Annotated in this window: 9 protein-coding genes; all 9 read left to right on the top strand. The window is 33.5% G+C overall.

Features of this window, described 5'->3' with window-relative positions:
• The first annotated feature begins 842 nt into the window (after positions 1-842).
• The 9 genes from aroF (at position 843) to ectB (ending at position 15,930) form a co-directional block, all read left to right on the top strand.
• Positions 843-1,706: a 3-deoxy-7-phosphoheptulonate synthase gene (gene aroF / locus LY28_RS14550; protein WP_278303718.1), complete on the top strand. Its 864-nt coding sequence runs from the start codon at positions 843-845 to the stop codon at positions 1,704-1,706.
• Positions 1,707-2,450: 744 nt separating this feature from the next.
• Positions 2,451-2,621, top strand: a complete 171-nt coding sequence (locus tag LY28_RS19195) for a hypothetical protein (RefSeq protein ID WP_165835582.1) — start codon at positions 2,451-2,453, stop codon at positions 2,619-2,621.
• 938 nt (positions 2,622-3,559) lie between these two features.
• The gene (locus LY28_RS14540; protein WP_110462916.1) at positions 3,560-4,855 is read left to right on the top strand and encodes a U32 family peptidase; all 1,296 of its coding nucleotides are present in this window, start codon (positions 3,560-3,562) and stop codon (positions 4,853-4,855) included.
• 155 nt (positions 4,856-5,010) lie between these two features.
• Positions 5,011-5,676, top strand: a complete 666-nt coding sequence (locus tag LY28_RS14535; protein ID WP_110462915.1) for a class I SAM-dependent methyltransferase — start codon at positions 5,011-5,013, stop codon at positions 5,674-5,676.
• A gap of 62 nt (positions 5,677-5,738) precedes the next feature.
• On the top strand, positions 5,739-6,137 hold the full coding sequence (locus LY28_RS14530; RefSeq protein ID WP_110462914.1) for a cupin domain-containing protein: 399 nt from the start codon (positions 5,739-5,741) through the stop codon (positions 6,135-6,137).
• Positions 6,138-6,309: 172 nt separating this feature from the next.
• On the top strand, positions 6,310-7,746 hold the full coding sequence (locus LY28_RS14525) for an MATE family efflux transporter (protein WP_110462913.1): 1,437 nt from the start codon (positions 6,310-6,312) through the stop codon (positions 7,744-7,746).
• Positions 7,747-7,922: 176 nt separating this feature from the next.
• Positions 7,923-11,777, top strand: a complete 3,855-nt coding sequence (uvrA, locus tag LY28_RS14520; protein WP_207658114.1) for an excinuclease ABC subunit UvrA — start codon at positions 7,923-7,925, stop codon at positions 11,775-11,777.
• Positions 11,778-12,324: 547 nt separating this feature from the next.
• Complete coding sequence (fabD, locus tag LY28_RS14515) at positions 12,325-14,652, top strand: ACP S-malonyltransferase (protein WP_110462912.1); 2,328 nt, start codon at positions 12,325-12,327, stop codon at positions 14,650-14,652.
• Entirely contained in the window at positions 14,653-15,930 is a 1,278-nt protein-coding gene (gene ectB, locus LY28_RS14510) for a diaminobutyrate--2-oxoglutarate transaminase (protein ID WP_110462911.1), read from the top strand. It abuts the gene before it with no gap.
• Positions 15,931-16,040 lie beyond the last annotated feature (110 nt).

Raw genomic sequence — 16,040 nt, 5'->3', positions numbered from 1 at the left:
AAGATTGAAGCCAAAGTATCTAACCCTAAACACCTTAAATGACTTCAAACTATGGTTGCTAACGCAAAGGCTTTTATAAATGGTACTTTTCATTGTCGACAACAAAATTACATCAGTATATCTTGACGAATTTTGTTTTAGGTTTAATTGCCGTAGGTTCAGTAGCGATTATTCAACTATATTGTTAATGCTTTCATCATATTCTCAAAAATTACTTAAATTAAGTTAACAACACAGTCACAATTTTTAATATTATTTCGACATTATAATCTACTAAAATTATAAATATAATCAAATAATGTATAAATATACAATAGAACTATTTAAAAACATATAAAGTATCAAAAATGAGAAAAGTATATAGTGAATAAAAAGAATTATTGATATTATGTAACATAAATGTTATATTTAAGTATATAAGGGGTTAAGAGGATTATAGTAAATAATTGTATTTAGACATTGTTTTAAAAATTCTATCAATTAGGCGAAGTATTGTAAGAAAATTTGCAAAACACTTTATTTTTCAAAACAGCTCAATTTGTAAAAAGAATGAAATTGGTTATCACTACTTTTCGACAGAATGCGAGGATAACTGGCAGTAAGGAAGTTTTACATGGTTTCTTCTTGAAAAATTGGCTAAAAGTTAGAAAGTTATGGTTGAAATTCAAGTGATAAAAGAAATAGGTTCCCTTATGATGTAGTAATTATGAATAGGAGCAATTGACGGTCAGATAGTATTTGTTTTTTACAAAAATTTAATGCTGTGGCTTATACTGAGATTAATTCCTAAAAAAGGATATGTCGTATAATTTAATTAGCAATAAAAATGTGTTGTCAAATAAATTGCAGAAAATAATTCAGGCGAAGGAGAAGCATTACACAGGTGCGAGAAAAATATAATGTTAGTTTGTAGAGAAAGTAAAAATGGTAGAACAATTATAAAGGTTGGTAATGTTGAATTTGGTGGTAGTACTCTTGTAGTAATAGCAGGTCCATGTGCGGTTGAAAGCGAAGAACAAATATTAACAGCAGCTCTTGCAGTAAGAGAAGCAGGCGGAAATGTTCTTAGAGGTGGTGCATATAAGCCTGGAACTTCTCCATATCCGTTTCAAGGATTGAAAGAAGAGGGATTAAAGTACTTGAATGAAGCTGGTAGAATAGTCGAATTACCTATTGTAACAGAGGTGATAAATGAAAAAACACTTGGATATGCATTGAAATATGTTGATATTGTTCAAATCGGTGCTAGAAATATGCAAAATTTTTCTTTGTTAAAAGCGGTTGGACAAGCAAACATACCGGTTATATTAAAACGTGGATACTCAGCAACAATTAACGAGTGGTTAAATGCTGCTGAGTATATTATGGCAGAAGGAAATGATAAGGTGATTTTCTGTGAGAGAGGGATTAGTTCTTTTGAAACTGCTACTAGATATACTCTTGATATTAGTGCAGTTCCAGTAATTAAAAGTAAAAGTCATCTTCCAATTATTGTGGATCCAAGTTGTTCGAGTTGTGTAAATAAATATATAATACCGTTAGCAAAGGCGGCAGTAGCAGCTGGTGCGGATGGGATAATGGTTGAAATGCACCCAAAACTACAAGATGCGCTTTCGGATGGAATGCAGTCATTAGATAGAAGTCAATTTCTTGAATTGTGTAATCAATTAATGGCTATTGAAAAAGTGACAAAAACATTTTGCTAGTTCGCCAATGTGTTATTGATGAAGAGGGCAAGCTTTATACTCAAAATATAAAGAATGTATTTTAGACGATTATGCTTTGTGTAGATTGCTAGCTTAGAATTTGATGAGTTTTTATAATCACAACATCAGACCCTTTTGAACTAAGAAGTAAGTCATTTATATAGCGATGAAGCCGACAGCACTTTACAAGAAAGTATTTTGGAGGAATAGCGTGAAAAATTCACTTGACTACTAGGTCAGTTCCGATGAGTAATAATTATAAACTTTTCTGGGGTTTCAGAGCTTGGCGGTCTGAGGATAAATATATTAATGAAACAGCTGAGGTTCTACAGGGTATGGGCAACCAGTATGCAAGTTAAGTAAGGTAACGAGCAAGATTGGCAAATGCCTTATAGGAAGCTCAACTAACCCATAGTACTGTAGAAACCTGTGAAAATATTTGGAGGGAAGGGGTTAGCACAACATAGTTTCATGTAACCAATTACAGACTGGAGATCTAAGAATTTTTATTTATGGATCGCATGAGATACAATTCAATTTAGAAAAGGCAAAATTTGATAGAAAGGTTCAAAAACTTGCTTCATATATCAATAAGAATACGCTGACAGCTAACCATAAAGAAATGAAAGAAAGCAAAAGGAATTGATGGAGTAGCAAAGGACGTTTATACAGTTTATTTGGAAGCAAACATTAGACTCGTAGTTGATATGTGTTAATCCTGTCCAGCAACATAATCGCTTAGAGATGGCAAATAGATACATATCTGTACCGTTTTCGGAGATGATGGCGATTGCAGAGGTTCTGTCTACTCTGAGAATGGTACAAAGAAGGGTAATGGCAGATTTAAAAGGAGAAGACATCTCATCGAGATTTTCATCCAGTTCTCCGATAGATTTCTGGACAAATTCAAGATGAGAGCGAACCAGTAACAACGATTCTTTTTTTCTGTAATCTTGTAACCCTCAATAGACTCAATCACAGTATCAACCTTTACCTTAATAATCCTTTAAGAAGTGATGAACAATACTCCATGACAAAGGGATCAGTTAAAAAAGGGCTGTATTGCAGCCTGTAAATGTATTTTGAAAACGATTTTTTCGCTATTCTTGCTGTGAACTGGTTTGTATCGGTAGCGAGTATATTCACCTAGAATACTGATTCGTTTTTCTGGAATATAACTTTCTGGGACTATCCCAAGGCGAAATAAATCGCACTATTCATTTGGAATCTTTAACATAATCATTGTTACCTTTCACTGCTTTTACTCATTTAAGGTAGAAACAGTACTTCAGATTTCAATCTCCAAAAAGTTGTAGATAGGAACCCAGTATCTTCCGGTTGATTCCATACAAATGTCAAAGCAGTTGTTTCCGATTAACCACTGTTTGAATTGTAAGATGGATTTGTTAACTGTAGAGAATCTATTTTTTGAATAATGTGGAGTGATTCCCTTGGCAGTAATTAGTGTGGCGACGATAAAATTCTGTGAAAATCAACACTACAGCAGGTTGAATAGGCAACTATCATGGCAAAGCCTCCTTTCAAATTAGAGATTAACTATTAAAGAAAGTCAAGTAAAATTAAAAAAACAGATATAAGTATTGACGTATGATTCTAAAATAGTTAATATAATATATATATGTAAAAAAAAGATAATAAATGACAAAGTATTAAGAATCTTAATAAGATTGAATTAATTAATAGAAGACTCTTGTTTAAATAGAACAAATATTGTAAAACATCTCATATTAATCTATAGATAAGTAGTATATATAGGAATTATTTGTTTGAATTTCAATCATTTGTTTAAATATTAATTAGGTTTTATAAAAAATATTTTGGGGGGACTCAGTATGTCAGAAAAACAAGAAAAATACAGAATGAAGTATTCGATAGGGAGCAACTTTGACCCCAATTTAATACATGAGATAGCGAGAATTGATGAACATAATGCCATAGCCACTGTTTTTGCTAAATTAAGAAGCGATATAGTTGGAGGGGGTAGGCAGTCTTCTATTTTACCGAATATTTCACTGAATCAAGTAAAGAAGTATGTTGAATTATGTCATGACAATAAAATACAGTTTAATTATCTATTGAATCCAATGTGTCTGGGGAATAAGGATCTTGAGGCAAGTGCACATAAAAAATTGCTAAGGTATATTGATCAATTGGCGAATATTGGAGTGGATTATGTCACAGTTAATTCGCCATACTTATGTGAATTAATCAAAAAACGTTTTCCTACATTAAAGATATCTATAGGTATTTATGCTGGAATTTTTAATATTCAACATATAAAGTATTGGGAGGAATTTGGAGCTGATGAGTTAACACTTCAACATAGTGTCAATAGAAATTTTAATCTTCTTGAAAAAATGCTTATGTATACAAAAAAATCAAATATTTCATTAAGATTGATAGCAAATAATATTTGTATTCATGAATGTCCTTATCAAACTTCCCATGGTACTGGAATAGCACATGCAAGTCAAAAGGGACAGTCTACTAAAAAGCTTTATTTGGATTATTATCTTGCAAAATGTACGTACTCAAAGGTCAGCAAGCTTGAGAATTTTATAGCTTCAGACTGGATTAGACCAGAAGATGTTAAGTATTATGAAGAACTGTGTGAAAAAACAGGAAACTATAACTTCTCAATAAAGTTAGTTGATAGAACAAGAACTACAGATTTTCTTACAAGAGTTGCCAAAGCTTATATAAACCAAGAATATAATGGAAACCTTCTTGATATCACAGCATGGCAAAACATTAAAGAAATTGCAAATGTACATATTTTTGAGTCTGTTTTAGAATCTTTTACTGGCCGCTATAATATGAAAGAAGTGGCAAAGTTCGATGAATTATTTAAAGTGCCTAGCATATATATAGATAATAAAAAATTAGATGGCTTTATTAATAAGTTCACTAATAATTATGAGTGTGACAGTACTGTATGTGGTGCTATAGGCTGTTCGAATTCAAAAGATAATGAATCAGTAGATGGAACTGTAGTATGCAATTACTGTAAGCAATGGGCTGATAAGGTAATAAATATTAATGAAGATGATAGCACTGTATGGAAGCAAAATACTGAAAAAATACTGGATAGCTTCAAAACAAGTAGCATATTTGGGGTGAAATTGTAGAATAAATTAAGTTGTCGTCCTATGGTAAGAAGTGGATAAAACTACTTCAGACGGCAGGCAAAGATCATCATTCAAGTTTAAAATCACGAAGTAGTTTTTTAAAGTCACTTCGTGATTTTTATGTGTACATACTATTTAGGGAAGAGGTAGGAGATATGGGTAAAAAGTCGCTGAATTTGACAGATGAATTGTATGATTATATGCTTGAAAAATCATTGCGGGAGCCTGATATTTTACGAAATCTTCGTGAAGAGACAGGAAGAATGCTTATGTCTGCAATGCAAAGTCCACCTGAAGAAAGCCAGTTTATTGCATTGCTACTTAAGTTGACAGGAGCGAAAAGAATACTAGAGCTTGGCACATTTACTGGCTACACAACACTTTGGATGGCAATGGTTATCCCAAGCGATGGTAAAATTATAACCTGTGATGTTGACAATAAATGGACAAGTATTGGGAGCCGTTATTGGGAAGAGGCGGGTGTATCACACAAAATTGATTTAAGAATTGCTCCTGCATTGAATACGATTGATAAATTATTGGAAAGTGGATATGAGAACATTTTTGACTTTATATTCATTGATGCAGACAAAGATAACTATGTCAATTACTATGAAAGGGCCTTGAAACTTGTTCGCCCAGGGGGAATTATTGGTGTTGATAATGTATTTTGGTCAGGAAGTGTAATTGATTCAAAAAATCAAGGGTCAGATGTAAGGAATATTCGACAGCTGAACAAATCAATTTATGAAGACCAAAGGGTTACAATAAGTATGGTTCCGATTGGAGATGGTTTAACACTTGCAATTCGAGACTTTTAGATATTAAATAAATGAATAAAGCAATGCATAGTTAAGTTCTATATATTGGAGGAATTGAATTTATGAAAGAAAAGAATAGTAATCTGATTTTTGATAATAGTGTAGTACCTTTGTCAACAATACCTTTTCATAAAGATGTAAGGTGTATTAAGCGGTATTTTCCAGAGAATTTCCCTGTACATCTTGCTATTCATAAAATTAGTGAAGCATGCAATGTTGAAGAATATACGTCTCTTCATTCTCATGATGTACATGAATTGAATATTTTCATCGCAGATGAAAGCGGATTGGAATATTTAGTACGATTAGGAGATGAAGAGTATATTGTGAAATCCAATAAAAGTATTTGGATACCTAGAGGACTGAAACATTCAACTAATGTAATTAGAGGTTCAGGCTATTATATAGCTATAAGGTTAAATGAAATACCAGAAGAATTTGATCAAATGCTGGGTTTATAGCATGCAATTATACATAAAACCCAAACTATAAAAATGATTGAATTTATACTAAAGTTACTGATTATAACAAGGTTTTAAATAAATACCCAATAATGTTGAAATTTTGAAAAATAACTGATAGAATCTTTATGCGTCATATTTATGTACTGTAATTATAAAAGGAGGATATAAAATGAAACAAAGCGAAACAAATTCTGAAAACGAAAGTATAAACTTAGGAAAGGAAATAATGAATGGCCCTATAGTTCCAATATCCATTAAATTGGCAATGCCCATAATAATAGGACAATTATTAGTTTTGTTATATGCAATGGTTGATTCTTTTTTTATTTCAATGATTAACCAGGAATCGACTGCTTATATAAGCGGAATAGGGCTAGTCTATCCCATGTATATGCTTTTTGTTGCTATTGGAACAGGATTATATATGGGAATCAGTTCTTTGGTTGCCAGAGGAATTGGTGAAAAAAATCAAGTTGTACTTAATAAAACAATAAGCTCTGGACTAGTATTGTCAGTTTCTATATCAATTCTGGGATTAATTCTATTATTAGTTTTTGGAAAACCGTTAATAAATTTAATGGCTGGAGATGGACTAAGTGAGGAAGCGATAAATTATGCAACACAATACTTTTATTGCTTTATTCCAGGGTTTTGTCTGATACCAATCTACTATTCATTATTGGGAGTTCTTCAGGGTGAAGGGTTATCAAAATATTATGCAATGTCTATGATTTTGTCTACAATTGTTAATGTTATATTAGATCCTCTTTTCATATTTGTATTTAAACTCGGTGTTCTGGGAGCATCTTTAGCGACAAGTATAGCTATACTCGTTTCATTAATTTTTGTTACAAGTATTTTCTTGAGGAAGAAATCACAAGTTAAGGCAAGTTGGAACATTTCTAATGCGGATAAGCGTTTAGTTCTTGAGATTGCGCATATAGGAACACCACAAATATTGAGCATGATAGCTTTAAGTGTATTTATGGTATTCATGAATAATTTGATAGGTACAATAAGTGAAACTGCCATGAATTCATGGACACTTGTAGGAAGACTTGATGAGTTCATTCTGCTGGCAGGATATGCTTTTGCAAATGCAACACTTACTATAATAGGACAAAATTATGGAGCAAAAAACAAGAAAAGAATTATAGAGACCTTCAAAACAAATATAATACTTGGATTGGTAGTAGGTGCTGTTTTTGCACTTATATATAATTTATTAGCTGGAAGTATATTTTCATTGTTTACGGATTTGCCAGAGGTTGCTCAAGGTTGTGTTACACAGGTTAGAATCACTTCCTTTGCGTATTTGGGAATTATAGTATCAATTATAGCTACCTCTGCTTTTCAGGCGACAGGAAGAGCTTTACCAGGGTTAATTATTGACTTATTTAGGATGGGGGTAGTTACCATACCAGCAGCATATATGCTTGTATATATGTATGGTGGCGGAACACGAGAAGTATTTTTGGTAATAGCTGGTTCTTTTGTGCTTGCAATGATAATTTCTCTTATATGGTGCTCTATCTACTTGAAAAAGGTTAAATTTAAGAATCTTGCAGGATATTCTAATAACAATGAAATAGCTGATACTCTATGATAAGCAAAGTCTGCTATATTGAACGTAACAACTTGTAGTGTATATAGAAATAATTATTAATAATAGTCAAGCATCTTTAATCTATGTTCTGAGATTAGAGATGCTTGACTATATATATGTAATAAATTATAAATTAGATGCTTTACAGTTATAAACTTAAGTCTAAGGAGGGCAATATGAATAACTATCAGATAAATATTAAAATGAAGAACTTTTATCAAAGCCATAGTATAATAACTGAACCCTTAAATCTAAGCTATCTATTTGATGATGTGCCAAAGGAACCAAGAATAATTTGTGAGACACTACATAGATTTATGATTAATTCTGAATATCCAGACCTATATGGTATAAAAATGCCTAATCAAAGAAAAGATGAAATTTATCTATTGTTTGTTTCAAAGATGTTGGAGCGAGTTCTTCAAATAAATGAATCAGATCTATTTACCGAAAGAAAACCTTTTGAACGATTATTTGCAAATTCACGTGATTTTGCTGTTGTTCTTTGCTCTATACTAAGAAGTAAAGGTGTTCCTTCAAGAGTTTTATGTGGATTTTCTTCATATACTAGTCAGGACAGCTTTTGTCCATCACATTGGATATGTGAGTATTGGCATGAGGAGGCTGGACGATGGGTGAAGGTGGATGCTTCAATTGATCATGTCTTACAGGATTATCTTCATATGGACTTTGATCCATGCGATATACCTGAAGATAAATATTATAAGTCTGAAGATGTATGGATTGGATGTGCTAACAAGCAGCTTGATGATAGCATGTTTGGCTATGACAATAATTCTGGTCTAGGATTTATTAGAAGTAACCTTATCCGAAATTTTGTTTCACTAAATAAATATGAGGTATTGCCATGGGACAACCTTTGGGGATTCCGTTCTAGAAAAGACATAACAAAGACTGAACACGACAAGTTAGATGATATTTCAAGAGTAACAGCTGGGAATAGTGATACTTTTAATGAATTGCGCACACTTTTTGAAACTGACAGTTCATTATATGCACCTGTGAGAACAAAATTAGACGTACGGGATAATAATTCTCTAGATGTAGAGTATACAGATGATAATAGCAGTTTAACTATTATGGAGTTGAATACTGTAAAGGCAAGGGATTTCAAACCAAAGCAAAGCGAAGAAATTAAACTGGATACTGATAAAATATTAATTGAAGGTGCAGCGCAACATAATTTAAAAAATATTAATATTTCTATTCCTAAAAATAAACTTGTAGTTTTTACTGGAGTAAGTGGCAGCGGAAAATCAACGCTGGTGTTTGATACGATTTTTGCAGAAGCTCAGAGGCGATTTGTTGTGGGACTATCTCCATATATTAGAAGATATATGGAAAAGACAGAAAAACCAAAAGTTGACTTTATTTATGGACTGAGCCCATCTATTGCCATAGAGCAAAAAACACTAGGAAATAATCCAAGATCTACTGTAGGAACTATAACGGAAATTTCAGATTATTTGCGATTGATGTATTCAAGGATTGGAACACCCAAATGTATGAAGTGTGGTACCAATATATGCCCACAGACACCAAGGGAAATAGCAAGTACACTTTATAACAACCTAGTATTAGGAGAAGAATTTTCATTGTTTGCACCACTAATTATAAATTACTCTGGGGATTGGAGCTACATTCTAGAAAAGATTCAGATAGAGAATATTTCTTATTTAAGAATAAACGGTAAAGTTGAGAAAATTGATCAGATAAGACCATCAGCAGGAAATGAGAAAGTTAGTGTAGACTTGGTAGGTGACACCTTTAAGATACCTGAAGATAAATCCAATGAAGTAGCATTTATAGAACAATTGACAGAGCACATTAGGACTCTTTTAAAGGATGGAAGGGGTACTCTGACAGTAGAAAGAAGTAATGGAGAGAGGTTGTTATTTGCCACAAATTTACTATGCCCTCGCTGTCATTCAAGCTTTCCTGAAATGAGTTCACAGCACTTTAGCTTCAATACTCCTTTAGGAATGTGCCCTGAATGCGGTGGTTTGGGTGTAAAACAATCGATGGAAGTTGAGCTTTTATTAGAAGATGAAAACTTGTCAATAATGGATGGTGCAATAAGATGGTTTGGAAATCTGCGAGATACTAATAAAACTACGTGGCCTACAGGACCTCTTGAGCCAATCTTCAATCATTATGATTTGGATATTGAGACACCTTGGAAAGACCTCCCTGAATGGTTCCATAAAATTATTTTTTACGGATCAGGTGAAGAAAAAATTAAATATCAGTCCACATTAGGTTTAAAAGAGACTTTAAAACCTGTAAAAGGACTCATTCCAGAACTAACAAGGCTTTATTATGAGTCTGAAACTGAGAATAGCATAAAAAAGTATAGACAATACATGAGGACTGTTCCCTGTCAAGCTTGTAATGGAACAAAACTATGTAAAGAAGCTCGCTCAGTAAAATTACGGGGGCGTACAATATCTGAAATTTATTCATTGTCTATAGATGAGGTGTTAAAGTGGGTAATAGAAGTATCTGAGTATATTGACGATAATTTACTAAAAATCGGTGAAGAACTTATCACTGAAGTATATAACAGACTTAAATTTTTGGTTGATGTAGGACTTCACTATTTGACCTTAAACAGAACTGCACCAACATTATCAGGAGGGGAAGGGCAAAGAGTTCGTCTTGCAAGTCAACTAAGTAGTGGGATGGTGGGAGTTATTTATGTACTAGATGAGCCATCTATAGGGCTTCACCCACATAATTTAATTAATCTTATAAAGACGTTAATGAAGTTGCGCAGTCAGGATAATACAGTCTTGGTTGTTGAACACGAAGATGAAATAATACGCAATGCAGACTGGATTGTAGATATAGGACCTAAAGCAGGAATATTAGGAGGAAAAGTAGTGGCTCAAGGAACTCCAGAGGAAGTTATGAATAATCCGGCTTCAATTACAGGAAAATATCTGAGCGGAGAATTAAAGTTAGCAGTACAGGAGAAATATTCTGAAAGAAAGCTGACGGATAAGTGGCTAGTACTTAAAGGTGCGAAACATAACAACTTGAAAAATGTAACAGCTAGAATTCCAGTTAGAGCTTTTACTTGTATTACAGGTGTAAGCGGGAGCGGAAAAAGTAGTCTAATAGGGAAAACACTAGAGCCATTACTGGAGAAGTTATTGAACAAGAGCGATGTAGAGATTGGAGAGTATGAAGAAATAACGGGTTATGACTATTTTGAAAATGTAATAAATGTCTCTCAGGCTCCTATAGGGCGTACTCCTCGATCTAATCCTGCTACATATACTGATTTGTTTAATAAAATAAGAAAAGTTTTTGCCAGCACAGATAGTGCAAAGAGTAAAGGGCTAACCCAAGAACATTTCAGCTTTAATTCTAACAAGGGAAGATGTGAAGTCTGTGAGGGTCAGGGGCAGATAAAAATAGAAATGCATTTCCTTGCAGATGTTTGGATACCTTGTACGGAATGTAATGGAAAGCGCTTTAAGTCAGATATTCTATCAGTTAAATATAAAGGTAAAAGCATTGCAGATGTCTTAGATATGGATGTAAATGAGGCATTGGAGTTATTTTCAAACAACAGAGACATAGTAAAAATTCTTCAGACATTTTGTGATGTCGGATTAGAATACATAAAGCTAGGTCAAAGTGCAACTACATTGAGCGGAGGAGAAGCACAGAGAGTAAAGCTTGCTAAAGAACTTAGTAGAAAAACAAACGGGAAAATGGTTTATATCCTTGACGAGCCAACTACAGGACTACATTTCGCTGATATTCAGTATCTACTGAATATACTCCATCGGCTTATTACGCAAGGGCATACTGTTATTGTTGTTGAACACAATTTGGATGTTATTAAAAGTGCTGACTGGGTAATTGATTTAGGGCCAGAGGGCGGTAAAGAAGGTGGTGAAATAATTGCTCAGTGTTCACCTGAGGAATTAGTAAATTACGAAAGAAGCTATACTGGACAAGCTTTAAAGAAGGCATTCCAGGCTGAAATAAATAATTGATAGGGTAATCAAAAAATGCTGCCTCGCAATTGAATATAACTATTTGATTGCGAGGCACATATTATTAAAGCCCAATCTAGAAACTTTCTTTTGCCAATTTGTTTTATTTTATAATGCATTCCACAAATAAATCTTTATAGATTAATTATTCTCAATTTAAGATGGACTTCCCCGAATTAAAGCTTCCAACAGTGCCTAAACAAGCTATATCTAAGGCTAGACAGGCTATCACATTTTTTTCTATTATCAAGATCCTTGCTAAATAGTTAAGAGCAATTGCTTTCAGCAACCTCATAAGTTTTGTAAAGTGACAAAAAACAACATACAAAAAAGTACAAATAAGCAAAGCGTTGACAACTGTAATATGCTGTAGTACACTGTTAAAAAAGGAATAAACATATAATGGATGCAATTATTGTAAATAAAATGAGATATTATTGTTTGATTTTGCGCTGATGGATTTTATTAGGCATAACAGATTAACTATGTCTTTTCTTGCATAAAATTTTCATGCAAGAATTCTAGATAAGAAAGATGTGATGGATAAATGTTGGCTTATGTTTTTCCAGGACAAGGTTCACAGCATAGAGGAATGGGAGAAGGATTATTTGATGCTTTTAAAGATTTAACTTTAAAAGCAGATAAGATTCTGGGCTACTCCATAAAGGAACTATGTCTTGAGGATAAGGAAAATAAACTCGGACAGACTCAATACACCCAACCTGCATTATATGTTGTAAATGCTCTGACTTATTTCAAATTAATCGAAGATACAGGGAAATATCCTGATTTTGTTGCAGGACACAGTCTCGGAGAATTTAACGCACTTCTAGCAGCGGGTATTTTTGATTTTGAAACTGGATTGGAAATTGTGAAATACAGAGCGGAATTGATGAGTACAGCCGTAGGTGGCGGGATGGCGGCAGTCATAGGTTTAAGTTTAGATAAGATAAAGGTAGTTCTTAAAGAAGGCGGATTTGAACGCATTGATATTGCAAATATCAATACACCTTCACAAATTGTAATATCAGGACTCAAAGAGGATATTGAACGAGCAAAATCGGTCTTTGAGGCTGCAGGAGCCAAAAATTATGTTATTCTAAAAGTTAGTGGTGCATTTCATTCCAGATATATGGAAGATTCTAAAATATTGTTTAGTGAATATATTAAACAGTTTCATTTTAATCCACCAAAAATCATCGTTATTTCCAATAAAACTTCAAGACCTTATAAAACAACAGAAATAAAAGAGAATATGTCAGATCAAATAACAAGCTCTGTAATGTGGAATGACAGCATTAGATACATAATGGGAAAGGGTGATGTTAAGATTACCCAAGTTGGTCCTGGAACTGTTGTTGCTGGTTTGGTACAAAGTATCAAAAGAGAAGCTGTTCCGCTTATTGTAGAAGATGAGGAATATATTGATAATAAGGCGAAGACTGATATATCAGGTGAGCAATGTGATCAAAATTATCCTGCAGAGGTTGAAAATACTTCATTGCTTGCTGCCCAATTTCTCGGATGTGATGAATTCAAGAAGGACTATAATTTAAAATATGCATATTTAGCTGGTGGAATGTATAGGGGTATATCTTCTAAAGAAATGATTATTAAACTAGCGAGAAATGGGACGATGGGGTTCTTGGGCACTGGAGAGCTTTCAATTGATAAGATAAGAGATGACATTGGTTATATTCAGAGGAATCTGGCAAGTTATGAGCCCTACGGCGTGAATTTGACTTACAATTATTCAAATCCTGATGTGGAGGATAAAATAGTAGGTGTGTTGCTAGAAACTGGAATTAAATGCATTGAAGTATCTGCATATATGAGTCTTACACCTGCTATTGTTAGATATAAGCTTGAAGGTTTGAAAAAAGATAATTCTGGTGAAATTATTTCAACAAATAGAATTATTGCCAAGGTATCAAGGCCTGAAATTGCTGAGATGTTCATGAGTCCTGTGAATGAATATATGATAAATAAATTGTTAGCAGAAGGAAAAATAACTGCTAAAGAAGCTGAGATGGCTAAAGAAGTACCAATGGCAGATGATATATGTGTTGAGGCTGGGGCAGGATGGTATATGGACTGTGGGGTATCATATTCTTTGATGCCTGTAATGTTAAAATTACGGGATGAAATAATGAAGAAATATAATTACCATAAAAAAATAAGAGTTGGAGCAGCGGGGGGAATAGGTACTCCTGAAGCGGTGGCAGCAGCGTTCGTCCTTGGAGCGGACTTCATACTAACGGGCTCAATCAACCAATGTACTGTTGAGGCGAAAATCAGCAGTCAGGTTAAAGACATGCTTCAAAAAATGAATGTTCAAGATACTGAGTATGTTCCATCAGGAGATACGTTTGAAATAGGCGGAAAGGTTCAGGTTCTTAAAAAAGGATTATTTTTTCCTGCACGAGCAACAAAACTTTATGAACTATACCGAATGTATAACTCCATAGAGGAGATAAATGAGACAACAAAAAGACAGATTCAGGACAAATATTTTAAAAGAAGTTTTAACGATGTGTATAGAGAATTAAAGGAACTTCTGCCTGAACAAGAGATTAAAAGATCAGAAAATGACCCTAAGTATAAAATGAAATTAATATTTAAGTGCTATTTTAAACATGCTGAAGATTTGGCAATTAGCGGTAGTGAAGAAAACAGGGTAGATTATCAGATTCTTTGTAGTTCAGCACTCGGAGCTTTTAACCAGTGGGTTAAAGGAACTGATCTTGAGGACTGGAAAAACAGGCATGTAGACGAAATTGGCATAATTCTGATGAAAGAAGCTGCAGAATCATTAAGAAAATGTTTTAGCAAAATGGTTAAGACAAATGAATGCATTTTGAGGAGGGATTATTGAATGACAACAGATATATTTGATTTGTACGAATCAAATGTTAGGTCGTATTGTAGAAGCTTTAATGCTGTTTTTAATAAAGCCAAAAATGCAGTAATATACTCAGAAGAGGGACGAGACTATATTGATTTCTTTGCAGGTGCTGGAGCACTTAACTATGGACATAATAACGATTTTATTAAAGAAAAAATATTGTCGTATTTCAATTCGGATGGCATTATGCATGGTTTGGACATGTATACAGTAGCTAAGAGGGATTTCATAAACAAATTTAATGAAAGTATATTGAAACCGAGGGGATTAGACTATAAAATTCAATTTTGCGGTGCTACTGGAACAAATGCAGTTGAAGCGGCACTAAAGCTCGCAAGAAAAATCAAGCGGAGAGCAGGAATATTCTCCTTTATGGGGGGATTTCATGGAATGACACTAGGAAGTCTTGCTGCAACTGGTAATATTCAGAATCGTTTGGGTGCTGGGGTTCAGCTTCCTAATGTTACATTTATGCCATATCCGTATAAATTTATGAAAAGTTTCGATACCATAGACTATATTGATAATGTATTAAATGATGCAAATAGTGGAATAGAAAAGCCAGCAGCAATAATTTTTGAAACCATACAGTGTGAAGGTGGAATAAATATTGCGAGTACCGATTGGATTCGGAGATTGAGCGATCTATGTAAGAGGAATGACATTTTACTTATCTGTGATGATATTCAAGCTGGGTGTGGGAGGACAGGAACATTCTTTTCATTTGATAGAGCTGAAATTGTTCCAGATATTGTTTTACTTTCTAAATCTATAAGCGGGTACGGATTTCCAATGTCACTTTTATTGATGAAGCGTGAACATGATATTTGGCAGCCAGGGGAGCACAACGGAACATTCAGAGGAAACCAGTTGGCTTTCATAGGTGCTCAGAGAGCTCTCGAGTATTGGGAAGAGTTCAATTTGCAAAAAGATGTTCAAGAAAAATCTGATTTCATTAAGAATTATTTGACAAATGAAATTTTAACTTTACATAATCTGCTGGATGTTCGAGGGATCGGTATGGTTTGGGGCATTGATTTTTCAGATGTTGGAGGAGCAGAAATTTCAAAACAGATAGCTAGACGTTGTTTTGAATTTGGATTGATTATTGAAAGAGTAGGACGCAATGACACAGTACTTAAAATAATGCCTCCTCTTACAATAGAAATGGAATTATTACAAACAGGCTGTAGAATTATAAAACAGGCTATTATAGATGTATTTAAGGAGAACGGGCTGAATGTTTAAAACAGTAATTTATAAATAGAAAAGGTTAACGGTTTTAGATTGTAAATTAGACCAAGACTAAAATAGATTTTGTCTCATATAAAAATTCTATTATATATTCAAACAATAAT

The sequence above is a fragment of the Ruminiclostridium sufflavum DSM 19573 genome (assembly GCF_003208175.1).
Lineage (GTDB): Bacteria > Bacillota > Clostridia > Acetivibrionales > DSM-1351 > Ruminiclostridium > Ruminiclostridium sufflavum.
The sequence above is the reverse complement of the archived record's forward strand: the minus strand, read 5'-3'. Positions and strand labels throughout refer to the sequence as shown.